The sequence below is a fragment of the Bacillus sp. FSL K6-1106 genome (assembly GCF_038005245.1).
Lineage (GTDB): Bacteria > Bacillota > Bacilli > Bacillales > Bacillaceae > Bacillus > Bacillus altitudinis.
Genome location: NZ_JBBOSV010000001.1, coordinates 1,204,386 through 1,228,574, shown reverse-complemented (window position 1 = coordinate 1,228,574; position 24,189 = coordinate 1,204,386). Strand labels below are relative to the sequence as shown.

Genomic DNA, 24,189 nt, shown 5'->3' with positions numbered 1-24,189 from the left:
CCTATACATAAGAGTGAGCCTGCAGCTTTCAGCTCTCTTAAAACCAATCAAGGTGAAAGGCACAGGCGAGAAATATAAGAATTCCTAAGATGAGGACGTCAAATGTTGTGGGAAAAATGATCGTGCGAAAGCCTTGAAATATGGCAATCGGGAGAACGACTTGGGAGGCAACTGCCCGAATTTGTCTAAGCCATGGGGGGAGTGTGTAAGGATTGATCTTTTTCAAAATAAAACGCCCTCCTTCTTTATTTTGTTATTATCATATGGGCAAAGAGGCAAAGGGTGCCTGCCCAATTTGTATAAAGAAGAAGAAAAGCGGAAAAGATGATTGACGAAAACAAAAGGCATTTAGTAATATTAATAAAAGATGAGTATAAGCTGATGAACGTGATATATCGTAAGCGTGGATCAGGAAGAGTACGAGCAAGACCCTAAAGAGAGGGAAACCAATAGCTGAAAGGTTTTCTAGGATGTACTTGTTTGGAAGGTCGCCTGTGAGCTTAATTTCTTGAAACATGTAGTAGAGAAATTCGGGAGATCCCCGTTATCCTTTAGAGAGTACGGGACACGTCTAAGTGTTTCGTGAAAAAAGGTGGTACCGCGAAAAAGCTTTTTCGTCCTTTTATAAGGATGAGAAGGCTTTTTTATGTTTCATCAGCCGAAAAAATGTGGAGGTAACACAAATGGGAACAAATAATCAAGAAATGCCAACAAAGTACGATCCAAATGCGATTGAGAAAGACCGATATACGTACTGGCTTGAAGGGAAATTCTTCGAAGCACAAAATGACAAAACGAAAGATCCATATACAGTCGTCATTCCTCCACCAAACGTGACAGGAAAATTACACTTAGGGCATGCGTGGGATTCAACCCTTCAAGACATCGTGACTCGTATGAAACGGATGCAGGGCTATGATGTTTTATGGCTGCCAGGAATGGACCATGCGGGTATTGCAACACAAGCCAAGGTAGAGGCGAAGCTTCGCGAAGAAGGTGTGAGCCGCTATGATCTCGGACGTGAAAAATTTGTAGAAGAAACGTGGAAGTGGAAAGAAGAGTATGCCGATTTTATTCGCAGCCAGTGGGCGAAAATGGGTCTAGGTCTAGACTATTCGCGTGAGCGTTTTACATTAGATGAAGGCTTGAATAAAGCGGTCCGCCAAGTGTTTGTTCAATTGTATGAAAAAGGATTGATCTATCGCGGAGAATACATCATTAACTGGGACCCAGCAACAAAAACGGCCCTTTCTGATATTGAAGTTATCTATAAGGATGTGCAAGGTGCGTTTTATCACTTGAGATATCCGCTTGCAGATGGATCAGGTTCGATTGAAATTGCAACGACAAGACCTGAAACGATGCTTGGAGATACGGCAGTCGCTGTACATCCTGAAGATGAACGCTATCAGCATTTGATTGGGAAAACAGTTGTTTTACCAATTACAGGCCGAAAGATTCCAATCGTTGGGGATGACTATGTCGATATGGAATTTGGATCAGGAGCTGTAAAAATAACACCGGCTCATGACCCGAATGACTTCGAGCTTGGAAACCGTCATAACCTGGAGCGCATTCTTGTGATGAATGAAGATGGCACAATGAATGGAAATGCGCTTCAATACAAAGGAATGGACCGCTTCGAATGTCGTAAACAGCTTGTGAAAGATCTTCAAGAAGAAGGCATTTTGTTCAAAATTGAAGACCACATGCATTCAGTTGGTCACAGTGAGCGCAGTGGCGCTGTAGTGGAGCCATATTTATCAACACAATGGTTTGTGAAAATGCAGCCGCTCGCAGATGAAGCCATCAATCTGCAAAAAGGTGATGAGCAAGTTCAATTTGTTCCAGACCGATTTGAAAAGACGTATTTACACTGGATGGAAAATATCCGTGACTGGTGTATTTCTCGTCAGCTATGGTGGGGCCACCGCATCCCGGCTTGGTATCATAAAGAAACGAAGGAAGTATACGTTGGACTTGATGCGCCAGAAGATATTGAAAACTGGGAGCAAGATAACGATGTACTTGATACATGGTTTAGTTCAGCGCTTTGGCCTTTCTCTACAATGGGCTGGCCAGATGCAGAAAGTGAAGACTTCAAGCGCTATTATCCAACCAATCTGCTTGTAACAGGCTATGACATCATCTTCTTCTGGGTATCTCGTATGATCTTCCAAGGTCTTGAATTCACAGGAGAAAAACCATTTAAAGATGTCCTCATTCACGGTCTTATTCGCGATGAACAAGGGCGTAAAATGAGTAAGTCACTTGGCAACGGAATTGATCCAATGGAGGTCATCGACAAGTACGGTGCAGATTCACTGAGATATTTCTTAGCGACAGGAAGCTCTCCAGGTCAAGATTTACGTTTTAGCTTTGAAAAGGTTGAATCCACTTGGAACTTTGCGAACAAAATTTGGAACGCATCCCGTTTTGCTCTCATGAATATGGATGGTTTAACGTACGATGAGCTTGATTTGACAGGAGAAAAATCAGTTGCTGATCAATGGATTTTGACACGCTTAAATGAAACAATTGAAAGTGTCACACAGCTTGCTGACAAGTATGAATTCGGTGAAGTAGGCAGACATTTATACAACTTCATTTGGGATGATTTCTGTGATTGGTACATTGAAATGGCGAAACTTCCGCTTTATGGAGAAGATGAAGCAGCGAAGAAAACGACTCGTTCGATCCTTGCGTATGTATTAGATCAAACGATGAGACTTCTTCATCCGTTTATGCCGTTCTTAACAGAAGAAATCTGGCAGCATCTACCTCATGAAGGTGAGTCCATTACTGTAGCGGCATGGCCTGAAGTGAAGCCGGAGCTTTCCAACGAACAAGCTTCTGCTGATATGAAACTGCTTGTTGAACTGATTCGTTCTGTTCGTAACATTCGCAGTGAAGTGAACACGCCAATGAGCAAACAAGTTGAGCTTTACATTAAAGCATCTACGTCTGATGTTCAGGAACGTTTAGAGAAAAATCGTTCATATATTGAGCGCTTCACGAATCCAAGTGTTCTTGAAATTGGCACAGATGTCCCAGCTAGTGATAAAGCGATGACGGCTGTTATTTCTGGAGCAGAACTCATTCTGCCGCTTGAAGGCTTAATCAACTTAGATGAAGAAATTGCTCGTCTGCAAAAAGAGCTGGATAAACTGACAAAAGAAGTGGAACGAGTTCAGAAAAAGCTTGGCAATGAAGGCTTTATGAAAAAAGCGCCTGAAAGTGTCGTAGAAGAAGAGCGTGCGAAAGAACGTGATTATGTCGCAAAACGCGAAGCTGTTCAAAAGCGTATTGAAGAGCTGAAAGCATAAGAGTGAAAAGACGGCTCCTAATGAATTGGAGTCGTCTTTTTTGAAAATTTCGTATGAAATGAGAGATGACATTGTTTACAACCTATCATGAAGCCATTGAATGGATTCATAGCAGACTCGCTTTCGGTGTCAAACCGGGACTTGAACGAATGAAATGGCTGATGGACAGACTAGACCATCCTGAACAAAAAATAAAAGCGGTGCATGTAGCTGGAACAAATGGAAAAGGATCAACGATTGCATTTACTCGATCCATTTTACAGTCAGCGGGCTATTCAGTTGGAACCTTCACCTCGCCATTTATTTTAACGTTCAATGAACGAATTAGTGTTAATGGGGAGCCGATTTTGGACGAAGAGTGGCTGAGTTTGGTGAACGAAATCAAGCCTTTAGTTGAAGAATTAGATGATACAGAGCTTGGTGCAGCAACAGAGTTTGAGATCATTACAGCATGTGCGTTTGCTTATTTTGCCCATGTGCACCAAGTAGACTTTGTCCTCTTGGAAACAGGACTTGGCGGAAGACTTGATTCTACAAATGTGGCAGCGCCCATCTTAACAGCAATTACGTCGATTGGACACGATCATATGGCCATTTTAGGCGACACACTTGATCAGATTGCAGCAGAAAAAGCTGGCATTATTAAAGCTGGGGTTCCGATGATCACGGCCGTTCATCAAGCGGAAGCTCTTACTGTGATTCAACACAAAGCCGAAGAAAAGAATGCGCCGTTTATCTCGTTACATGATACTTGTACCTTTAAGGACCAGCAGCCGACGGAAACAGGTGAACGCTTCACATTTACTACCCCAAAAAGGGAGTACTCGCAGCTAGAGACAGGGTTAATCGGAACGCATCAAATGCAGAACGCCTCCCTTGCCATTCTACTGATCGAATGGCTGGAGCAAGAAGGATATATCCATGTGCTAAATGAGCAAGTGTATGAAGGAATTCGGCAGGCGGTGTGGGCTGGAAGATTTGAAAAGATCCAAGATCAGCCTCTTGTTTATTTAGATGGTGCTCATAACGAAGAAGGAATGGACCGTTTAATCGAAACTGTACAAGCTCATTTTTCTAGTAAACAGGTTCATGTATGTTTTAGTGCGTTAAAAGATAAACCTTACAAACAAATGATCGAAAAGCTTGAAAGGATTAGTTCATCGATTCATTTTGTTTCCTTTGACTTTCCAAGAGCTGAGTCAGCGGAAAAGCTTTATGATTGCAGTCATTTAGAAGCAAAATCGTTTGATGAAGACCCTCGTGCAGTGCTTGACTTCATTCAGAAGAAAAGAGATGACCCTTCAGCAATGATTCTGGTGACAGGTTCCCTTTATTTTATCTCAGATGTACGAAGTCGTATTTTACAGTAAGGAAAAGACGCAAATTGCTTCTATGCAATGTGCGTCTTTTTTCTTTTGATATGTAGGAGAGGGGGAAAATCACTTTTTCGCAATGTGATCAAAGGTGAATCGCTATGGTACAATCCGGTCTATTCTATTTCCGGGAGGAGTCACCTAATTTGATTGATTTTTTTATGTTTTTCACAGGCATGGTCATGGGGTCATTTTTTCATCTTGTTGGTGAGAGGCTTCCAATGAAGCGGTCTATTCTTTTTCCTCGTTCACATTGCGGAGCTTGTAAAGAGCCGCTTTCTTTTCACGACATGCTCCCGCTTGTTTCTTATATTGTATTGAAAGGGTCATGTAAGCATTGTGGAACCCGGCTCTCTTTGCTTTATCCAATGGTTGAGCTGTTGACAGGCGGCCTTTTTTTCCTCGTTTATAAACATGCTGGTTTCTCTTTTGAGGGCCTTTTTCTTGTGAGTCTATGTAGTTTATTCGTGATTGCTGTCGTGAGCGATCTTTTTTATATGAGAGTACCCAACGAGCTCTTTCTCTTCTTTTTTCCTCTTTTCGTCACATACCGCACGCTAGAACCGCTTTTTATTTGGTGGGAAGGAGCGGCATCTCTTCTTATTTGTCTTCTTTTGTTTTATAGTTTAGAACATTTCAAGCCAAATAGTATGGGGGGAGCGGATGTCAAACTATTTGGTGTGCTTGCATTTTGCTTCGGATTTAAGCCGTTTCTGACCATTCTTTTTCTTTCGTCTGTCACGGGAATGGTTTACGCAAAGGTGTTTTCTTACAAGGCAAATGAACCCTTTCCTTTTGTTCCTGCCATCGCTTGTTCTTTCTGGTTATATCTTTTTTGTGGTGATCTGTTAAACCCAATTGGTGATTTTTTTGGATGAGAAAATTGGCGAACACTTTTTGAACCTGCCGACAAAAGTCTTGTTCTTTTTTTTATTGGCTATGTTAAAGTGTGAAACAGAAAGAAGGACGGGTTACATTCGCGCTATTTCATTGGACAGAAAGGTCTTTCTTACAAACAATGTCAGAAAGCGGGGAATGACAGTGAAAAAAAGGCAGGCAAAAAAACAAGGGTTAAAGGTCAATATTAATGGCAAGGAAGAAATGCTGCATGGAGAAGAGCATCAGCCTCAAAAACAGCAAGAGGATCAAGTGACGTTTTCGAACTGGGAGGAAAAGAGGCAGTCGGAACAGGAGACAGCCGCTTCCGGGGAAGAACCGTCTAAACCGAAAGAAGAAGATTTTCAATGGGACGATGCAGCTGATCACATTTATCATTCGGATCCAAAGGTCGTCACACCTTATCAAAAGAAAAAAGGTTCTTTTGACCAGAAGTTCAGTAAAAACCGCGGTCCCTTCAAACGAGTGATGACAACGATTGTGTTTGCAGTCGTTCTAGGGACAGGCCTCGGTGTATTTGCACTAAGTTTAAGCAAAGATGGATCTGCCAATCCATCAGGAGGCGATCATATCAGCGTCTCAGCATCTGGAAGCGGGCCTTCGGCGAAAGCTGGGGGAGATGCACCACCGGCTGATCTTGCAGATACGTCAAAGGACAATGAAGGTGAAAAAAGTGCAGCAGGTCATTTTTCAACCTTTGTGGTGCAGGCTGGAAAGTTTTCTTCTGAAAAAGGAGCAGATGACTTAGTTGACAGTTTAAAAGAGGCAGGATATGCAGGTAAAAAGGTATCAATGGATGATGGATATTATGTTATTGCCGGACTTGCCACAGAACAAGGCATGACAAGTGCCGTTGGGAAAAAATTGATCGATCAGCATTTTGAAGCATGGGGAGGAAAAGAACTCTCATTTCAAGTGCCGGATGAGCTGACAGGTTTAATAGAGAAGGCATCTGTCTTATCCTCTAAGGTGATTGCAGGAGAAGATGTGGATCAAAAAGAAGTCACTCAGTTGATTTCTGAGCTTGAAAATGCCAAAACAACCGACGCACCAGCCAAAAGCAGTTTGCTGAAAGCTGTACAGCTTTTAAATGACCCATCTGCTGAAAATGGCTGGAAATCTCAGCAAGCGCTATTAGATCAACTAAATACGTAAAATCATGTTTTTAACAGCCAAACTAGTCAAAAAATGACTAGTTTTTTTCTTTTGCTTCCAACATAATGATGTAGGAACATGAAAATGGCATTTTCGTTAATTGTCGGTAAGATGTTCATTTGATAGGATGAATGGGTATCTTACTTCTTAGGCTAAACCCTGAAAGGATGAACAAACATGAACCAGTTAATACTCGCATCTCAATCACCTAGAAGAAAAGAATTGCTTGATTTAGCAGGGTTTTCTTATGACATTCAAGCAAGTGATTTAAAAGAAGAAATAAATCGAAACCTTTCTCCTGCTGAGAACGTCCAATGGTTGGCAGAACAAAAAGCAAATGATATTCAAAAAATACATCCCAAAGCTGTGATCATTGGTGCAGATACAATTGTTGCAATTGATGGCAAATGTCTTGGAAAGCCAAAAGACAAGGAAGATGCAGCCTCAATGCTTCAATTATTGTCAGGTAAGACACATCAAGTCTTGACTGGTGTCACGATTCAATCAGAGAATAGAAAAGAAACATTTTATGAACAGACAGACGTGACATTTTGGCCGCTTACACAAGATGAAATAGACCGCTATATTGAAACCGGTGAGCCTCTTGATAAAGCTGGAAGCTACGGCATTCAAGGAAAAGGTGCACTGTTTGTACAAAAAATAGACGGTGATTATTTTTCCGTTGTAGGACTCCCTATTGCTAAAACAGTCAGAGTGCTTGAAACATTTGGTATCACCCCTTTTTGATGACGGGAAGGAATCAAAAAAGGAGTGTAGATCTTGAATCATTTCCCTATGCTGCTGAAGCATTTTCCTCATGATGAAAAGCCGCGCGAACGATTTGTCAAATATGGCCCAAGCAGCTTATCAAACCATGAACTTGTCGCGATTCTTTTGAGAACAGGCACAAAAAAGGAATCAGTTCTTCAAGTGTCCGCAAGACTTTTGCAAACATTTGGTGGTCTTCGTTCTGTGAAGGAAGCTTCTATTGAAGAATTGTCAAAGATTCGAGGAGTTGGAAAAGCGAAGGCGATCTCTCTTTTAGCTGCTTTAGAACTCGGCACTAGATTACACCATCAAACGACGGACAATCGTTATGTGATCCGCACGCCGGAGGATGGTGCGAATTTTGTGATGGAAGATATGAGATTTTTGACGCAGGAGAATTTCGTTTGTCTTTATCTCAATACCAAAAATCAAGTTCTTCATAAACATACTGTGTTTATCGGAAGTCTAAATTCGTCGATTGTTCACCCGCGTGAAATTTTTAAAGAGGCCTTTAAACGTTCGGCCGCTTCATTTATATGTGTGCACAACCATCCATCTGGAGATCCGACGCCCAGCAGGGAAGATATTGAAGTCACACAGCGACTTTTTGAATGTGGGAAGCTGATTGGAATACAGCTGCTTGATCATCTAGTGATCGGTGATCAAAAATTTGTGAGTTTGAAGGAAAAAGGGTATTTGTAACACTTTTTTTTTCAATGTTTTACGATATAATAGAGTTTATGAGTTTTTCCCTAAAGGGAATTTTGGTTTAAGAAAGGAAGATACATACATATGTTTGGAATTGGTACAAAAGACCTTGGAATAGATCTTGGAACAGCGAATACGCTTGTTTTTATTAAAGGAAAAGGCATTGTTGTGAGAGAACCTTCGGTCGTGGCTTTGGAAACTGATACGAAGTCTATAGTGGCGGTTGGAAATGATGCTAGAAACATGATCGGTCGTACACCTGGTAATGTTGTGGCACTGCGCCCAATGAAAGACGGAGTCATTGCAGACTACGAGACGACAGCAACAATGATGAAATATTACATTAATCAAGCATTAAAAGGTAAAGGGCTTTTTGCTCGTAAACCGTACGTGATGGTGTGTGTACCATCTGGTATTACAGCAGTAGAAGAGCGTGCTGTCATTGATGCAACAAGACAAGCTGGTGCTCGTGACGCATACCCTATTGAAGAGCCATTTGCTGCGGCAATCGGTGCTAACCTTCCTGTATGGGAGCCAACTGGAAGCATGGTTGTAGATATTGGCGGAGGTACAACAGAAGTAGCCATTATTTCACTTGGCGGTATTGTGACATCTCAATCGATTCGTGTTGCAGGAGACGAGATGGATGATGCGATCAGCAGCTACATTCGTAAAACGTATAATCTTATGATTGGTGATCGCACCTCAGAAGCGATTAAAATGGAAATCGGTTCTGCGCAGCCTGACGTACATGATGAGATGGACATTCGCGGCCGTGACCTTTTAACAGGTCTGCCAAAAACGATCTCTATTACGGCAGAAGAAATTGCAAAAGCGCTTCGCGATACGGTGGAAACAATTGTCGATGCGGTCAAAATGACACTTGAAAAAACGCCACCTGAGCTGGCAGCAGATATTATGGACCGTGGAATCGTTTTAACAGGCGGTGGTGCATTGCTACGTAATCTTGACAAAGTCATTAGTGATGAAACAAAAATGCCGGTCATTATTGCTGAAGATCCGCTTGACTGTGTGGCGATCGGAACAGGGAAAGCACTAGAACATATTCACTTGTTCAAAGGAAAATCTAAAGATAATCGATAATTGGGCGTAAATAAAGAGGTGTAAGACATGCCGCAGTTTTTTATGAATAAAAGATTAATGTTGCTCCTTGTCTGTGTCATCGTACTGGTGGCCATGATTGGTTTTTCAGTGAAAAGCGGCAGAGGTGCTTCATGGCCGGAAAAATTAGTGGGGGATACGACAGGCTTTTTTCAAGGTGTCTTTCATAAACCATCACAATTTATTGCCGGTATTTATGGGAACGTACAAGATTTAAAGAACACATATGATGAAAACGAGCGTCTTCGAAAAAAACTTGATGGACAAACCCAATATGAGGCGAAACTTCAAGAACTAGAAGATGAGAACAAAAAGCTTCGCAAGCAGCTCGGATATGTGAACTCTATTCGTGACTACACGCCCATTCTTTCAACAGTCATTGCGAGAAACCCGTCCCTTTGGGATAGTTTTGTCATGATTGATAAAGGGAAAAAACAAGGCGTTGAAAAAGATATGGCGGTCACCAATGAGAGTGGTGCGTTAATTGGGAAAATTGAAAGTGATAAGCTCAACAATTTTACGTCGACTGTAAGGTTGCTAAGCTCTACAGATCAAAATAATAGAATTTCAACGAAAATTTTTGCGAAAAAGGGCAAAGAAGAACTCAATGGAATTATTAACGGTTATGACAGCAAGAAAAAAATGCTGACAATGAACATTTTAAAATCCGATGCTGATGGGGATGTCAAAAAAGGAGATCTTGTTGAAACATCTGGAGCAGGGGGCGTATTCCCGCAGGGCTTGACGATTGGAAAGGTAAGCGAAATTGAGCCGGACCATTATGGACTGACAAAAATTATTTATGTAGAACCAGCTGCTGAACTCAATAATTTAGACCGCGTGATTGTTGTGAATCGCAGCACAAGTACGGCAGATGCATCTCAATTAACGAAGGAGGAAGGCTCGTGAAACGTGTCCTTCTTGCTTTCGTCATGTTGTTTATTTTCGTATTTGACAGTATTTTTGTCGATTTAGTGAAGCTCCCATTTGTTTCAGACAATCAAATTTTAGCACCTCATTTCATCTTACTCGCACTTGTATTTATGACAGCTTTTGTGAATCAAAAATATGGTGTGATTTATGGATTTATCTTTGGACTTTTATATGACATTTCGTATACAGGTATTCTTGGTGTTCATATGTTTGGCTTTGGTGCGCTTTGCTATTTGTTAGCAAAAGCCTTCAAAGTTCTCCAAACGAATATGTTAGTCGTTGTCTTTCTATCGATGATTGCTGTTGCAGTGATGGAGTTTTATGTGTACGGCGTTCAAGCGACGATTCAACCAGGTATTATGCCTTTTAATACGTATGTCATCGAACGCTTTATTCCAACGATTCTTTTAAATACTGCTGCGTCTCTCATACTTGTTGTGCCGCTTAGGCTCTTTTTCATCAATGTGAAACAAGGACTGATCGACGAATAAAAGCAGGAGTTTGTCCAATTACGGCGAAATGAGTATGTTGTTGAGGTGAGCATCTTGAAAACTCAAAAACAGCAGTATGTGACAATAAAAGGTACAAAAAACGGATTAACATTACAGTTAAATGATGACTGTTCGTTTGAAGACCTTCTTTCTGGCTTGCGAGAGGTTCTTTTACTTGAGCAATATACAGATGGAAGAGAAGGACATAAAGTCAATGTGCATATTAAACTTGGTTTTCGATATTTAACAGAGGATCAAGAGGCGCGTTTAACTGAAGCGGTGTCTGAAAATGAACATCTCGTCATTCACTCTATTGAAAGTGACGTCATGTCAACTGAAGAGGCGAGACGTTTAAAAGCAGAGGCTGAGATTACTTCTGTAGCAAAAATTGTACGCTCTGGACAGGTGCTTTATGTCGAAGGAGATCTCTTATTAATAGGAGATGTCAACCCTGGCGGCACCATTCGTGCAGGGGGGAATATTTTTGTGCTCGGTGCATTAAAAGGTGTAGCGCATGCTGGATGTAATGGAAACAAACAAGCTGTGATTGCGGCATCTCATATGATTCCAACCCAGCTTCGTATCGCACAGGTGTTTAACCGTGCACCGGATCAAAAAGAAGATGGAAATGAAATGGAATGTGCTTATTTAGATATAGATGGCAATATGATCATTGAACGCCTGCAGCAATTGGCTCATATAAGACCTAATCTGACAAGGCTTGAGGGAGGAATGTGAAATTGGGCGAGGCTATTGTGATTACCTCAGGAAAAGGCGGCGTTGGCAAAACAACAACATCTGCAAACTTAGGCACAGCACTAGCAATTCAAGGAAAAAAAGTGTGTCTAGTTGATACCGACATCGGCCTTCGGAATTTAGATGTCGTGATGGGGCTTGAAAACCGCATTATTTATGATCTAGTCGATGTAGTAGAAGGAAGATGCAAGATTCACCAAGCGCTTGTGAAGGATAAGCGGTTCGAGGATCTTTTGTATCTTTTACCTGCTGCTCAAACAAGCGATAAAACGGCGGTAGAGCCGGAGCAGATCAAAGAATTAATTCAATCATTGAAACAAGACTTTGATTATGTTGTCATTGATTGCCCTGCTGGAATTGAGCAAGGCTTTAAAAATGCTGTATCAGGTGCTGACAAAGCGATTGTGGTCACGACACCTGAAATCTCAGCTGTGAGAGATGCAGACCGAATTATCGGCTTGCTGGAACAAGAGGATATTGAACCGCCTCGTTTGATTGTGAACCGCATTCGTACACACATGGCGAAAAATGGCGATTCGATGGATGTGGATGAAGTTGTCCATCATTTATCAATTGATCTTCTCGGCATTGTAGCCGATGATGATGATGTCATTAAGGCTTCAAACAATGGTGAACCGATTGTCATGGATGCTAAAAATAAAGTTTCCATTGCGTATCGCAATATTGCTCGCCGCGTACTAGGTGAATCTGTTCCTCTTCAATCCTTTGAAGAAGAAAACAAAGGGATGTTTGCAAAGCTGAAAGCATTTTTCGGTGTAAGAGCATAATGATTCACGTGAGATGAGACCGATTCGATGAGAATCGGTCTTTTTGTTGCATATCATATGAGGTCGCCACATAAAATGTACAAACTGTTTGTATGTAAAGGGTGATCTTATGAAAAGAGTGGACGAGTATCGAAAGAAAATAGCGCAGCGCCGCAAAATGAAGCAGCCAGCTGCTGCCCCTAAGAAAGCAGCTTTCAAGAAGAAAGATGATATTCCACCATGGGTCATGTTAACAGAAGAAGAAAAGCATTCTGGCTCGGCTTCCTACGAGTCAACTTCTCATCAGCCGAAAAAATTTCGCCATCCGTTATTTCATTCAAATACATTTGTGCTTAAATGTTTACTTTCTGCCTCTCTAGTACTGATTGCCGCTATTTCATTTAAAGGACAGGCGGGGCCTTTTCAGCAGCTGAAGCCGATGATCAGTCAAACCTTTGAACAAGATTTTCAATTTGCCGCCGCCAACCGGTGGTTTGAGAAGACTGTCGGAAACCCACTTGCCTTTTTAACCGATAAAAAAGAAGGACAAAAGGACGTACAAGCCAATCAAGAGCTGGCTGTCCCTGCCTCTGGAAAAGTGCAGGAATCCTTTACGCAAAATGGTGCCGGAGTGAAAGTTGAAACATCTGCTGAAGCCATCGATAGTATGAAAGAAGGCTATGTCGTAGAAGTGAAAAAGAAAAGTGATACGGGGCTCACAGTCGTGGTGCAGCATGCAGATAACAGCTACAGCTGGTACGGCCAACTAAAAGAAGCTGATGTGGCTTTATACGATTTTGTCGATAAAGGGGAAAAAATTGGTCAAATTGCGCTTGATAAACAAGGCAAGGGAACATATTACTTCGCCATTAAGCAAAATGAACAGTTTATTGATCCCATTCAGGTGATGACCTTTGAATAGATGGCTGCTCATGCTGACAAAGGTCCATGTTCACCCGCTCCTTTGGATAGTCATGGCATTTGCCATGCTATCAGGTCAAATTAAGCCGCTGCTTTGTCTGCTCATCATCGTCTGTGTCCATGAGCTTGGACATGCAGCGGCTGCTTGTTATTATCACTGGCGGATTCGGCGGATTTTTTTACTTCCATTTGGCGGGGCGGTAGAAGTAGAAGAGCATGGGAACCGTCCGCTAAAAGAAGAGCTGGCGGTCATTTTATGCGGACCGCTTCAGCATGTCCCGCTCCAGCTCGTCGCCTGGCTTCTCATGGAATCCTCACTTATCTCATATGACGTCTTTACGATGTTTACTTTTTATAATGTAGCGATTTTTCTAGTGAACCTTTTGCCCATTTGGCCACTTGATGGCGGGAAATTATTCTTTTTGCTCTTATCTGTTTTTTACCCTTTCCAACAGGCACATGCCCTTGCAATAAAAGGCTCTCTCATTTTTTTCGGTCTTTTGACAGCAGGGTTACTCTGTTTTGCTCCGCTACAATTCAACGGCTGGATCCTGCTCACTTTTTTAGCCTACTCGCTTGTGATGGAGCACCGGCAGCGGCATTATATCAGGGTACGTTTTTTACTAGAACGTTATTACGGTAAAAAAGAGCAAAAGGTAGAGAAACTCATTCCGCTGAGAGCGGGTGCTGAGGAGAAAATATATGAAGTGATGGCGCGATTCCAAAGGGGCTGTAAGCATCCCATTATTATCGAACGGAATGGTGTGAAAATGAGCCAGCTCGATGAAAATGAATTGCTCCATGCTTATTTTTCAGATCGAAGAACCACCTCTTCCATGGAAGATCTTCTTTTGCCGTACTAATGGTGAAAATACATTGACATTCAGCGTCTAATTTGATATATTTTTTAATGTTATGGATATGTAGCACCCGTGCTACAACCGCGCGGAGCAGGTGTAAAGAGCCTATTGGCCCCCTGTATTCGGCGAGTCTGAGTTTATTAGGAGGTGCAGAGATGTACGCAATTATCGAAACTGGTGGTAAACAAGTAAAAGTTGAAGAAGGTCAAACTGTTTATGTTGAAAAACTAGCTGCTGAAGCAGGTGAAACAGTTACTTTCGAAAACGTATTGTTTGTCGGCGGAGACACTGTCAAAGTGGGTAACCCTTCAGTTGCTGGAGCAACAGTAACGGCTAAAGTTGAAAAACAAGGTCGCGGTAAGAAAATTACTGTGTTCAAGTACAAACCGAAGAAAAACAACCACAAAAAACAAGGTCATCGTCAACCTTACACTAAAGTTGTTATCGAAAAAATCAACGCTTAAGGCGTGTGAGTGATATGATCAAAGCAACCATTACTCGGTCGCCAGCAGATGAAAGCATTACGTCTTTTCAGATGACTGGACATGCCGAGTTTGCTGAAAAAGGTCAGGATCTCGTTTGTGCAGGTGTATCTGCTGTTGTTTTCGGGTCAGTCAATTCAATTATTGCACTGACAGGAATGGATCCACTGCTTGATATTGGAGATGAAGGCGGGTATTTCTCTTTTGAACTGCCAGCTGATACAGATCCAGTCACCTTTGAAAAAGCCCAGTTGCTTTTAGAAGGCATGGTCGTTTCCTTAGAAACAATTGAACGAGATTATCACGATTATGTGAGAATATCTACAAAAAAATAGGAGGTGAACTTCATGCTTAGATTAGATCTTCAATTTTTCGCATCTAAAAAAGGGGTAGGTTCTACAAAGAACGGACGTGACTCTGAGTCTAAACGTTTAGGCGCTAAACGTGCTGATGGTCAATTCGTAACTGGTGGTTCTATCCTTTATCGTCAACGTGGAACGAAAATCTATCCAGGTGAAAACGTTGGACGCGGAGGCGACGACACTCTTTTCGCTAAAATCGACGGAACGGTTAAATTCGAACGTTTCGGTCGTGACCGTAAAAAAGTGAGCGTATATCCTGCGGCACAATAATTGCTAAAAACTCCGGTCATTGACTGGAGTTTTTTTCACTATTCAGGGAGCTTTTGCGCTTTTTACAAGTAGTACCGAAGATGATAAAAGAAGATGCACTCCATAAATATCAAAGAATGTTTGCTGACTTTGCCTCATTTTCTCCTATACGATCAGAAAAAACAACCTTTCCTCACATAACTAGTGTTTTTCTAAGCTGTCTTCTCTGTTATAATTCAGGGAGACATATTGATGATAAGACTCCTAAAAGAGAGACCAAACGATTGGGAGTGCGATAATGGAAGAGATACCAAGTAAACAAAACGAAAAATTAACTCACGTTGCATTAACGAATGAATTGATCCATCTGCTTAGTCGTTCAAGACACGACTGGATGAATAAATTGCAGTTAATCAAAGGCAACTTGACATTAGAAAAATATGACCGAGTGTTCGAAATAATAGAAGAAATGGTCATTGAAGCACAGCATGAATCCAAACTCTCAAATTTAAAAATTCCCCAATTGGCCTATTACTTTCTAACCTTTAATTGGGAGTCGCATTTTATCACCCTAGAATATGAAGTGCTTGGTGAAACCCGAGACTTATCAGCATATGAATCGCAGCTGCTAACGGTATCACGGGAGTTGTTTTCGATATTCGATCAATCAGTTTGCCAAAAAACTGAAAATCATTTAACGGTCACTTTCCAAACGGATCATGAAGAGAATGATGTGATCTTATATTTTGATTTCAAAGGAAAATTAACAAGTTTGGATGCGTTAAATGCGTTTCATGACGCAAACTATCCATGTATGAGTATAACGCAATTTCATGTGACGAATCACGAGTCCATGATTGAGCTTTGTTTGAGGCAAGAACGAGATATGTGATGCAGAGAAACGGAGGAAGTTATGTTTGTAGATCAGGTTAAAGTGTATGTTAAAGGCGGTGACGGCGGAAACGGTATGGTGGCGTTCCGTCGTGAAAAATATGTGCCAAAAGGCGGGCCAGCAGGCGGCGACGGCGGAAATGGTGCAGATGTAGTATTTGAAGTAGACGAAGGACTCAGAACGTTAATGGACTTTCGTTATAAGCGTCATTTCAAGGCGGACCGCGGTGAGCATGGAATGAGTAAAAACCAGCATGGCCGAAATGCGGAAGAAATGATTGTTAAAGTTCCGCCGGGTACAGTGGTGACAGATGCCGAGACGGAACAAGTACTAGCTGACTTGACAGAGCATGGACAGCGGGCTGTGATTGCCAAAGGTGGACGTGGTGGACGTGGAAATTCACGCTTCGCAACACCAGCAAACCCTGCACCACAGCTGTCTGAAAACGGTGAGCCAGGTAAAGAACGTGACGTCATCTTAGAATTAAAAGTACTTGCAGATGTTGGACTTGTTGGTTTCCCAAGTGTCGGGAAGTCAACACTGCTTTCGATTGTCTCTTCTGCGAAACCAAAAATTGCGGATTATCATTTTACAACGCTTGTGCCAAACCTCGGAGTTGTTGAAACAGACGATAACCGAAGCTTTGTCATGGCGGATCTGCCAGGACTGATCGAAGGAGCGCACGAAGGTGTTGGCTTAGGTCATCAATTTTTACGCCACATTGAACGTACACGTGTCATTGTCCATGTCATTGATATGTCTGGACTTGAAGGGCGTGACCCATACGAAGATTACGTGACGATCAATGAAGAGCTTGAGCAATACAATATGAGATTGACAGAGCGTCCGCAAATCATTGTAGCGAACAAAATGGACATGCCGGATGCAGCTGACAATCTAGCGGCATTTAAAGAAAAATTAACAGATGACTATAAAGTGTTCCCAATTAGTGCGATCACAAGAGAAGGGCTTCGTGAGCTCTTATTTGAAATCGCCAATCAGCTTGAAACAACACCGGAATTCCCGCTCTACAATGAAGAAGAGCTCTCTGATAACCGTGTGATGTACAAGTTTGATGAAGGAGAAGCAGCATTTGAGATCTCAAGAGATCCTGATGGTACGTTTGTCTTAACTGGTAAAGCACTTGAGCGACTGTTTAAGATGACAGATTTCTCAAGAGACGAGTCAGTGAAACGATTCTCTAGACAGCTGCGCGGAATGGGCGTTGATGATGCCCTGCGTGAACGTGGTGCAAAAGATGGAGACATCATTCGTCTGCTTGAATTTGAATTTGAATTTATCGATTGATCAAAAGGAGGGTCCAGTTCATGGGCTCTCCCGTTTTTAAAAGGGGAGAAAACAGGTGAAAGAAGAAACGTTCTATTTAGTAAGAGAGGATGTACTTCCGGATGCGATGCGAAAAACGCTTGAAGTCAAAAAGCTTCTCGATCGCAAAAAAGCGGATTCAGTTGCTGATGCTGTTCAAAAAGCGGATTTAAGCCGCAGTGCTTTTTATAAATATCGAGATGCTGTTTTTCCATTTTATACTATGGTCAAAGAGCAGATCATCACATTGTTTTTCCACCTGGAGGATCGGTCTGGGGCTCTGTCTAGGCTGCTGCAAATTGTGGCTGACTCTGGCTGTAATGTGTTATCCATTCACCAAACGATTCCGCTGCAAGGAAGAGCGAATGTTACCCTGTCGATCAGTACGGCCGGCATGGCAGATGATATCAATACAGTCATGAATCAATTAAGAAAACTTGAATTTGTCGAAAAAGTTGAAATTCTAGGTTCTGGGGCGTAAAAGGAGAGATCATAGCAGATGAAGCAATTAACGGTAGGTTACTTTGGACCAGAGGCCACATTTACTCATTTGGCTGTCTGTTCTTGTTTTCCAAAAGAAGCAGAGCAACGGGCTTATGCAACCATTCCGCAATGTATGGATGCCGTGTCAAAGGGAGAAGTAGATTTGGCGGTCGTTCCACTTGAAAATGCACTCGAAGGATCTGTGAACTTAACGATTGATTATTTAATTCATGAGGACGCTTTGTCCATTGTGGGCGAAATGACAGCACCGATTCGCCAGCACCTGCTTGTCCATCCATCGAGAGCGGAGAGCTGGGAGACATTAGATGTGATTCAGTCACATCCGCACGCCATTGCGCAGTGTCATCAATTTTTGAAGAGGCAGTTCCCTGATATTCCGCATCGGCCAGTGGAATCAACAGGCTATGCAGCAAAATACATCAGTGAGCATCCAGATGAAGCTGTTGGTGCGATTGCGAATGAAATCGCCGCAAAAACGTACGGATTGACGATTGCGAAAAAAGACATTCATGATTATCCGCACAATCATACACGTTTTGTTATTTTACATAAAGAGGCGAAGGCATCGTTCCCAATGAATTCTGGTTTTTCTTCAAAGCCAAAAACAACCATTGTTGTCAGCCTGCCAAAGGATGATCAGTCTGGTGCATTGCACCGCGTGTTATCAGCTTTTTCATGGCGGAATCTCAATTTGTCTAAAATTGAATCGCGTCCGACAAAAACAGGCCTTGGACACTATTTATTTATCATTGATATCGAAAAAGAGATGGATGATGTACTTGTCCCTGGTGCCATTCAAGAATTAGAAGCGATTGGCTGTGAAGTGAAACTACTCGGCAGCTATCAAACATATGAATTAACGAATGAAAAATAGTGTCCTGCAGGGGACACTATTTTTTTAGTCTTTAATGAGAAATCCAGCGTCATCAAGCGCTTGAATGGCTTGGTCAAGCTGCTTTTGGCTGTAGGAAGTAAGGGTATGTAAGTGTACGCCGTCTGTCAGCTCTGATAAGTAGGAGGCGCTTGTATTAGAAATATGATGAACGAAGTCAGCCACTTGTTTGCGCGTACTCACTCGAATAGAGGCCGTTAGCTCCCCGTAGACAGGGTGCTCAATCATCACGTCTTTCACCGTTACACCGTAGTCTACAATCAGTGTGAGCTCCTCTTCTGTACGATGAGGATCGTGCTTGCAAGCGATAATCTGTTCAATTTCAGTTTCCGGTGTATGCTGCGCCATATACACATAGCCTTGGCTTGTGGCAATAATGGGTTCGTTTTTTGCTTTGAGTAATGAAATATCTTGTACAATGACTTGTCGTGAGACAGCGGCTTTTTTGGCTAAAAAACTTCCGGTGAGTGGTGTATCTGTCTCTTTCAGCCACTTTAAAATGGCGTTTCTTCTTTCTTCGCCAATGAGTTTTCTCTCTTGTTCCACGTTTATGCTCCTTTCTTCTCCTTTTGCAAGCGCTCAAATGTATGCAAAAGCTGATCGATGTCATCCTTTGATGATCCTCGTCCAAATGATAGTCGAATGAATTGAAGGGCATCACGATCTGATACATGTAATGCCTTTACAGCAGGGGAAGGGTGATGATAACCAGAAGCGCATGCACTTCCAGTAGATATACAAATTCCCTGCCGGTTACAAGCTAACATTACATATTGTCCTTCAAACCCTTCAAAAAAACAACCAATAATATGAGGCAGCGTGCGGCGCTGGTCATTTTCTTGCAGCATGCGGACAGGCAGCTGCCTTTTTTTTAGCTGCTGAAGAAAATAATCACGAAGCTGAATATCTAGCTGTTGCTGTTGATCTATTTTCAGCATGATTTGCTCGCTCGCGGCCACAAAAGCACCAATGCAAGGTACGTTCACTGTCCCTGGGCGTAGACCATTTTCCTGTACAGTATGTTGATATATAGGCTTCCAAGGGACATGTGCTCCCATATAGACAGCACCGGCGCCCTTAGGTGCATACACTTTATGACTCGAAATGGAGAGGGCATCAACCCCAAGTTCTTTAATCGACACATGCATTTTTCCGAATGTCTGCACTGCATCTGTATGAAAAAGAATATCTCTTTCTTTTAAGACCGTCGCTAATTCAGCTAATGGCTGAATAATCCCAGTTTCTGAGTTGGCATGCTGGATGGATACTAGTCCGGTTTCAGGCAATAGAGCCTGTTTGAGAATCTCCTTTGTGATAATTCCTTCTTGATTCGGGTCTATGACCGTCACCTTCACACCGAGACGCTGCAAGGCATTGACCGCATGATGAACAGAAGGGTGCTCTACTGATGTGGTAATGACATGCTGTTTATGTGGAGGTAGCCCATTTATGATCGATTGAATCGCAAGGATATTGGATTCAGTTCCGCCACTTGTAAAGTAAATGCCATCAGGTTCGCCCCCTAGAATCGCTGCAAGTGATTGTCTGCTGTAAGCCAAGATTTCATTTGCTCTTCCTCCTGCATCATGCAGGCTGCTCGCATTTCCGTAACATTCTTTGCTCAACTGCTGAAATACATGCAGTGATTCCTCAGAAACAGGTGTAGAAGCTGCATAATCTAAATAAATCAAATCCATCCATCTCCTGTGTGAAAATTTTTTCTTGTATTTATTGTAGTGTTGTGTAATGATATGTGTCAAGACAGGTGTAAATGACAGGAGGGGCAATTGTGTCATCTATCAAAAAAGTCATTGTGGTGGGGTCGGGCATTGCGGCTCTTTCCTTTGTGAATACGATCTCAGAGAACTGCCAAGTCATCATGATGACAAAAAAACAATTTTCCTCTAGTAATTCCATGCTTGCACAAGGGGGAATCGCTGCAGCTTTTTCCGCACATGATTCTGTCGATCAGCATGTGCAAGACACTTTAGCTGCGGGGTGTGGTCACAATGATGACAAAACTGTACAGGAGATCGTCCGTCATGGAAAAGATCTTGTAAAGAAGCTCGTAGAAGAGGGCTGCCCATTTGATCGAGATGAAACGGGAATCCCGCAGTTAGGTAAAGAGGGAGCCCATACGACCCATCGTATTCTGCATGCAGGGGGAGATCAAACGGGAAAAACCCTCGTGCAGTTTTTGAAAGGGAAGCTCGGCTCACACATTCATGTATACGAAAACCATCATGTCATGGATCTATTGGTTCATGAAGGGATATGTACCGGTGTTGTGTGGAAAGACGAAAAAGGTCATGTACATACAATGACCGCAGATGCAGTTGTATTATCCACTGGCGGCTGTGGATCCTTATATGAGACAAACACAAATGATCCGTCTGTGACAGGAGATGGTCTGATGATGGCCTATCGCGCAGGGGCACAGCTAGTAGATCTCGAATTTGTGCAATTCCATCCGACCCTTTTGACCACTTCAGGTAAAGCGATCGGGCTCGTATCAGAGGCAGTCAGGGGAGAGGGCGCCTATTTAGAAGATGAATCAGGCAGGTGGATCATGAAAGGAATCCACCCGCAAAGCGATTTAGCGCCTAGAGATGTGGTGGCAAGGACCATTTTCCATGAGCAGCAACTCGGTCATTCCATTTATCTGAACATCCGTGATATTCCGCATTTTTCTGCACGTTTTCCTGCGATTGCTTTGATGTGTCAGCGTGCGGGAGTTGATATGGCAAGCGGAAGGCTGCCAGTTTCACCCGGTATGCACTTTTTAATGGGTGGAATTAAGGTGAATGAACATGGAGAAACAACAGTTCCATCACTTTTTGCCATTGGTGAAGCAGCTTGTACAGGTTTACACGGCGCCAATCGACTGGCAAGTAATTCGCTCTTAGAAGGTCTCGTTCTAGGAAACAACGCAGCACGGTATATTGAGCGGTTGCAAGCCTGGCAAGATAAAAACCTTGCTCCTTCCATTCAAGAAGTATGGTCTGTCCCAACGGTGTCACTGGCTCAGCTCAGAAAATGGATGACGGCATATGCCGCAATTGTGAGAGATGAGAAAGGCTTACAGACTTTGCTCGATCATTTAGAACAAGTCTCTTTTCAGCAAATTAATGTGAAGAATATCACAAATGAACAGATCGAAATAACTAATCAATGGGCTTTAGCCATATGCCTTGTCAAATCTGCATTACTCCGAACAGAAAGCAGGGGCGGTCATTATCGCACAGATTATCCTAATCGGCATGATGCTTCGTGGCGAGCAAAACAGATTGTACATGAACAGGGCCATATTTATATCGTAAAAAATGAAAGGATTGGTGCCAAATGGAACGTTTACAGTTAAAGCAAATGCTCACTCATTTTTTAAAAGAAGATATTGGGTTTGGAGATGTATCCGCTGATGCCATCTTTGGAGACAAGAAAGGAACAGCTTACATCATGGCGAAACAATCAGGCGTATTGGCCGGGACGCAAGTCATTGATATGGGATACAAACTGCTGAATGAACAAGTTCAAACTGAGCTGTTCTTCCAAGAAGGTGATTGGATTCATGAAGGGGCTGTCCTGGCACAAATAACTGGCCCCGTCAACGACTTGCTGAAAGGGGAGCGGGTGGTGTTGAATATCCTGCAAAGAATGACAGGGATTGCTACACTAACGCATGAAGCAGTAGAGCGATTAGCTGATCCATCTATTACGATTTGTGATACGAGAAAGACGACACCCGGTTTGCGCATGCTGGAGAAGTACGCAGTAAAAGTCGGAGGCGGAAAGAATCATCGTTTCGGCTTATCCGATGGGGTGATGATTAAAGATAATCATATTGCGGCTTGTGGTTCTATCAGGGAAGCTGTGGAGAAAGCTAGAGCATATGCCGGTCATATGGTGAAAATTGAAGTGGAAATTGAATCAGAAGCACAGCTGATGGAAGCCATTGATGCCAAAGCAGATGTCATCATGTTTGACAACTGCTCTCCAGACGAAGTGAAGCGCTTTAAACAAATGACCCCTGAAACCATATTGACAGAGGCATCTGGCGGCATCACGTTAGAGAATGTGGCTAACTACCGGGGGACAGGTGTAGACCTTATTTCACTTGGATTCCTCACACATTCTGCTCCATCATTCGATTTTAGTATGAATATGGAATTCAGCCATAAAGGGGGAACGACTCATGTCCATGCTTGATGTGTTAGCAGCGCAGCATACAGCCATGATGCCAGATGAATATAAACGGCGCTCTTATGATGAAATGAAAGAGAGAGTATTAGAGATTAAACGCGCCTTTGGATCAAAGCTTTTTATACCGGGTCATCATTATCAAAAAGATGAAGTCATCCAATTTGCTGATGTGACAGGTGATTCATTGCAGCTTGCACAAATTGCTGCTGACAATCACGAAGCAGAATACATTGTATTTTGCGGGGTTCATTTTATGGCAGAAACGGCCGATATGCTATCAAAAAAGAATCAGCACGTCTTTTTGCCAGATATGAGAGCTGGCTGTTCAATGGCAGATATGGCGAATATGAAACAAACAGACAGGGCGTGGGATAAGCTCACTGAGCTGTTTGGAGATACGATCCTTCCGCTGACTTATGTAAACTCAACGGCTGATATTAAAGCATTTGTCGGCAAACATGGCGGATCGACTGTCACATCTTCAAACGCTAAAAAAGTATTGGAGTGGGCGCTGACCCAAAAAGAGCGGATTCTTTTTCTTCCTGATCAGCATTTAGGGCGTAACACGGCCTATGATTTAGGGATTCCGCTAGAGGAAATGGCTGTCTGGGATCAAATAGAAGAAAAGCTCATCACCGACCAACCGCTTCATCGAATCAAAATGATTTTATGGAAAGGTCATTGCTCTGTTCATGAGAAATTTACCATTGAGAATATTGAACAAACGAGAAAACGAGACCGTGACATACAGATTCTTGTTCATCCAGAGTGTACACATGAAGTTGTAAAGGCTTCTGATCTAGCTGGTTCAACGAAATTTATTATTGATACGATCAAGCAGGCACCAGCAGGAAGCAAGTGGGCCATTGGAACAGAAATGAATTTAGTGAAACGCATCATTGACCAGCACCCTGACAAACAAATCGAATCCCTTAATCCAGATATGTGTCCATGTTTGACAATGAACCGTATTGATCTGCCTCATCTACTATGGTCACTTGAAAGCATTGAAAAAGGGGAGCCGGTCGGTTTGATTCAAGTGAATGAAGAGACGACAAAAGAGGCATTGCTCGCTTTAAATAAGATGCTCACCATTAAATAATGAAGTGTCCCCTCCTATCAGAAAACAAGTTTTTATCATATCGGCTTGTAAATAGGCATAAATTTATGTTGAAACATATTGTACTTCTGACATAACCGCTACG

Annotated in this window: 26 protein-coding genes and 2 other annotated features; of the genes, 23 read left to right on the top strand and 3 right to left on the bottom strand. The window is 42.5% G+C overall.

Annotated elements, in window-relative coordinates; translation table 11 throughout:
• Positions 1-37 precede the first annotated feature (37 nt).
• Positions 38-226: a hypothetical protein gene (locus MHI20_RS06455; RefSeq protein WP_003216497.1), complete on the bottom strand. Its 189-nt coding sequence runs from the start codon at positions 224-226 to the stop codon at positions 38-40.
• Positions 227-395: 169 nt separating this feature from the next.
• Positions 396-625: a binding site (T-box leader), on the top strand.
• A gap of 58 nt (positions 626-683) precedes the next feature.
• On the opposite strand from MHI20_RS06455, the gene MHI20_RS06450 reads away from it, so the two are divergent.
• From MHI20_RS06450 to pheA, 20 genes are all read left to right on the top strand, one after another.
• Positions 684-3,326 (top strand): valine--tRNA ligase, encoded by a 2,643-nt coding sequence (locus MHI20_RS06450; protein WP_340937250.1) that lies wholly within the window; start codon positions 684-686, stop codon positions 3,324-3,326.
• Between the two features lie 65 nt (positions 3,327-3,391).
• A complete protein-coding gene (locus MHI20_RS06445; RefSeq protein ID WP_340937248.1) occupies positions 3,392-4,696 on the top strand; it encodes a bifunctional folylpolyglutamate synthase/dihydrofolate synthase in 1,305 nt (434 codons plus the stop codon).
• A gap of 149 nt (positions 4,697-4,845) precedes the next feature.
• A complete protein-coding gene (locus tag MHI20_RS06440) occupies positions 4,846-5,577 on the top strand; it encodes a prepilin peptidase (protein ID WP_340937246.1) in 732 nt (243 codons plus the stop codon).
• Positions 5,558-6,751: an SPOR domain-containing protein gene (locus MHI20_RS06435; protein ID WP_045034118.1), complete on the top strand. Its 1,194-nt coding sequence runs from the start codon at positions 5,558-5,560 to the stop codon at positions 6,749-6,751. The genes MHI20_RS06440 and MHI20_RS06435 overlap by 20 nt, the downstream gene beginning before the upstream one ends.
• Positions 6,752-6,928: 177 nt before the next feature.
• A complete protein-coding gene (locus MHI20_RS06430; RefSeq protein WP_007501543.1) occupies positions 6,929-7,498 on the top strand; it encodes a Maf family protein in 570 nt (189 codons plus the stop codon).
• A 48-nt stretch (positions 7,499-7,546) separates the two neighbouring features.
• On the top strand, positions 7,547-8,221 hold the full coding sequence (gene radC, locus MHI20_RS06425) for a RadC family protein (protein ID WP_026050121.1): 675 nt from the start codon (positions 7,547-7,549) through the stop codon (positions 8,219-8,221).
• A 90-nt stretch (positions 8,222-8,311) separates the two neighbouring features.
• The gene (locus MHI20_RS06420) at positions 8,312-9,331 is read left to right on the top strand and encodes a rod shape-determining protein (protein WP_007501538.1); all 1,020 of its coding nucleotides are present in this window, start codon (positions 8,312-8,314) and stop codon (positions 9,329-9,331) included.
• A gap of 27 nt (positions 9,332-9,358) precedes the next feature.
• Positions 9,359-10,258, top strand: coding sequence for a rod shape-determining protein MreC (gene mreC, locus MHI20_RS06415; RefSeq protein WP_007501536.1), 900 nt, complete (start codon positions 9,359-9,361; stop codon positions 10,256-10,258).
• The gene (gene mreD / locus MHI20_RS06410) at positions 10,255-10,773 is read left to right on the top strand and encodes a rod shape-determining protein MreD (RefSeq protein ID WP_008342803.1); all 519 of its coding nucleotides are present in this window, start codon (positions 10,255-10,257) and stop codon (positions 10,771-10,773) included. The genes mreC and mreD overlap by 4 nt, the downstream gene beginning before the upstream one ends.
• Positions 10,774-10,827: 54 nt before the next feature.
• A complete protein-coding gene (gene minC, locus MHI20_RS06405) occupies positions 10,828-11,511 on the top strand; it encodes a septum site-determining protein MinC (RefSeq protein WP_007501533.1) in 684 nt (227 codons plus the stop codon).
• 2 nt (positions 11,512-11,513) lie between these two features.
• Positions 11,514-12,317, top strand: coding sequence for a septum site-determining protein MinD (gene minD, locus MHI20_RS06400; protein WP_017358134.1), 804 nt, complete (start codon positions 11,514-11,516; stop codon positions 12,315-12,317).
• Between the two features lie 109 nt (positions 12,318-12,426).
• Positions 12,427-13,218, top strand: a complete 792-nt coding sequence (locus tag MHI20_RS06395; protein ID WP_024718399.1) for a M23 family metallopeptidase — start codon at positions 12,427-12,429, stop codon at positions 13,216-13,218.
• Positions 13,211-14,080 carry a M50 family metallopeptidase gene (locus MHI20_RS06390; protein ID WP_340937241.1) on the top strand — a complete coding sequence of 290 codons (870 nt, stop codon included), beginning with the start codon at positions 13,211-13,213 and terminating at the stop codon, positions 14,078-14,080. The genes MHI20_RS06395 and MHI20_RS06390 overlap by 8 nt, the downstream gene beginning before the upstream one ends.
• A gap of 66 nt (positions 14,081-14,146) precedes the next feature.
• Positions 14,147-14,220 (top strand) — a sequence feature (ribosomal protein L21 leader region).
• A gap of 12 nt (positions 14,221-14,232) precedes the next feature.
• Complete coding sequence (gene rplU, locus MHI20_RS06385; protein ID WP_003216781.1) at positions 14,233-14,541, top strand: 50S ribosomal protein L21; 309 nt, start codon at positions 14,233-14,235, stop codon at positions 14,539-14,541.
• Between the two features lie 14 nt (positions 14,542-14,555).
• Complete coding sequence (locus MHI20_RS06380; protein WP_007501524.1) at positions 14,556-14,894, top strand: ribosomal-processing cysteine protease Prp; 339 nt, start codon at positions 14,556-14,558, stop codon at positions 14,892-14,894.
• A 12-nt stretch (positions 14,895-14,906) separates the two neighbouring features.
• Positions 14,907-15,191: a 50S ribosomal protein L27 gene (gene rpmA / locus MHI20_RS06375; RefSeq protein ID WP_003216586.1), complete on the top strand. Its 285-nt coding sequence runs from the start codon at positions 14,907-14,909 to the stop codon at positions 15,189-15,191.
• Positions 15,192-15,468: 277 nt separating this feature from the next.
• A complete protein-coding gene (locus tag MHI20_RS06370; protein ID WP_007501522.1) occupies positions 15,469-16,062 on the top strand; it encodes a sporulation initiation phosphotransferase B in 594 nt (197 codons plus the stop codon).
• A 21-nt stretch (positions 16,063-16,083) separates the two neighbouring features.
• Positions 16,084-17,370 (top strand): GTPase ObgE, encoded by a 1,287-nt coding sequence (gene obgE / locus MHI20_RS06365; RefSeq protein WP_007501521.1) that lies wholly within the window; start codon positions 16,084-16,086, stop codon positions 17,368-17,370.
• A 55-nt stretch (positions 17,371-17,425) separates the two neighbouring features.
• Positions 17,426-17,869: an ACT domain-containing protein gene (locus tag MHI20_RS06360; RefSeq protein ID WP_008342790.1), complete on the top strand. Its 444-nt coding sequence runs from the start codon at positions 17,426-17,428 to the stop codon at positions 17,867-17,869.
• 18 nt (positions 17,870-17,887) lie between these two features.
• Positions 17,888-18,766 carry a prephenate dehydratase gene (gene pheA, locus MHI20_RS06355; protein ID WP_039167032.1) on the top strand — a complete coding sequence of 293 codons (879 nt, stop codon included), beginning with the start codon at positions 17,888-17,890 and terminating at the stop codon, positions 18,764-18,766.
• Positions 18,767-18,790: 24 nt separating this feature from the next.
• Here the strand turns inward: pheA and MHI20_RS06350 are convergent, their stop codons facing one another.
• Positions 18,791-19,330 (bottom strand): transcription repressor NadR, encoded by a 540-nt coding sequence (locus MHI20_RS06350; RefSeq protein ID WP_340937235.1) that lies wholly within the window; start codon positions 19,328-19,330, stop codon positions 18,791-18,793.
• A gap of 2 nt (positions 19,331-19,332) precedes the next feature.
• Positions 19,333-20,481, bottom strand: a complete 1,149-nt coding sequence (locus tag MHI20_RS06345) for an IscS subfamily cysteine desulfurase (protein WP_340937233.1) — start codon at positions 20,479-20,481, stop codon at positions 19,333-19,335.
• A 92-nt stretch (positions 20,482-20,573) separates the two neighbouring features.
• Here MHI20_RS06345 and nadB point away from each other — a divergent pair, with 92 nt between their 5' ends.
• Genes nadB through nadA form a run of 3 tightly spaced genes read left to right on the top strand, consistent with a single transcriptional unit; the run spans position 20,574 to position 24,086 of the window.
• Entirely contained in the window at positions 20,574-22,145 is a 1,572-nt protein-coding gene (gene nadB / locus MHI20_RS06340; protein ID WP_340937231.1) for an L-aspartate oxidase, read from the top strand.
• On the top strand, positions 22,127-22,990 hold the full coding sequence (gene nadC / locus MHI20_RS06335) for a carboxylating nicotinate-nucleotide diphosphorylase (protein WP_017367720.1): 864 nt from the start codon (positions 22,127-22,129) through the stop codon (positions 22,988-22,990). Before nadB ends, nadC begins: the two co-directional genes overlap by 19 nt.
• Positions 22,977-24,086, top strand: coding sequence for a quinolinate synthase NadA (nadA, locus tag MHI20_RS06330; RefSeq protein WP_024718391.1), 1,110 nt, complete (start codon positions 22,977-22,979; stop codon positions 24,084-24,086). The genes nadC and nadA overlap by 14 nt, the downstream gene beginning before the upstream one ends.
• Positions 24,087-24,189: the final 103 nt, after the last annotated feature.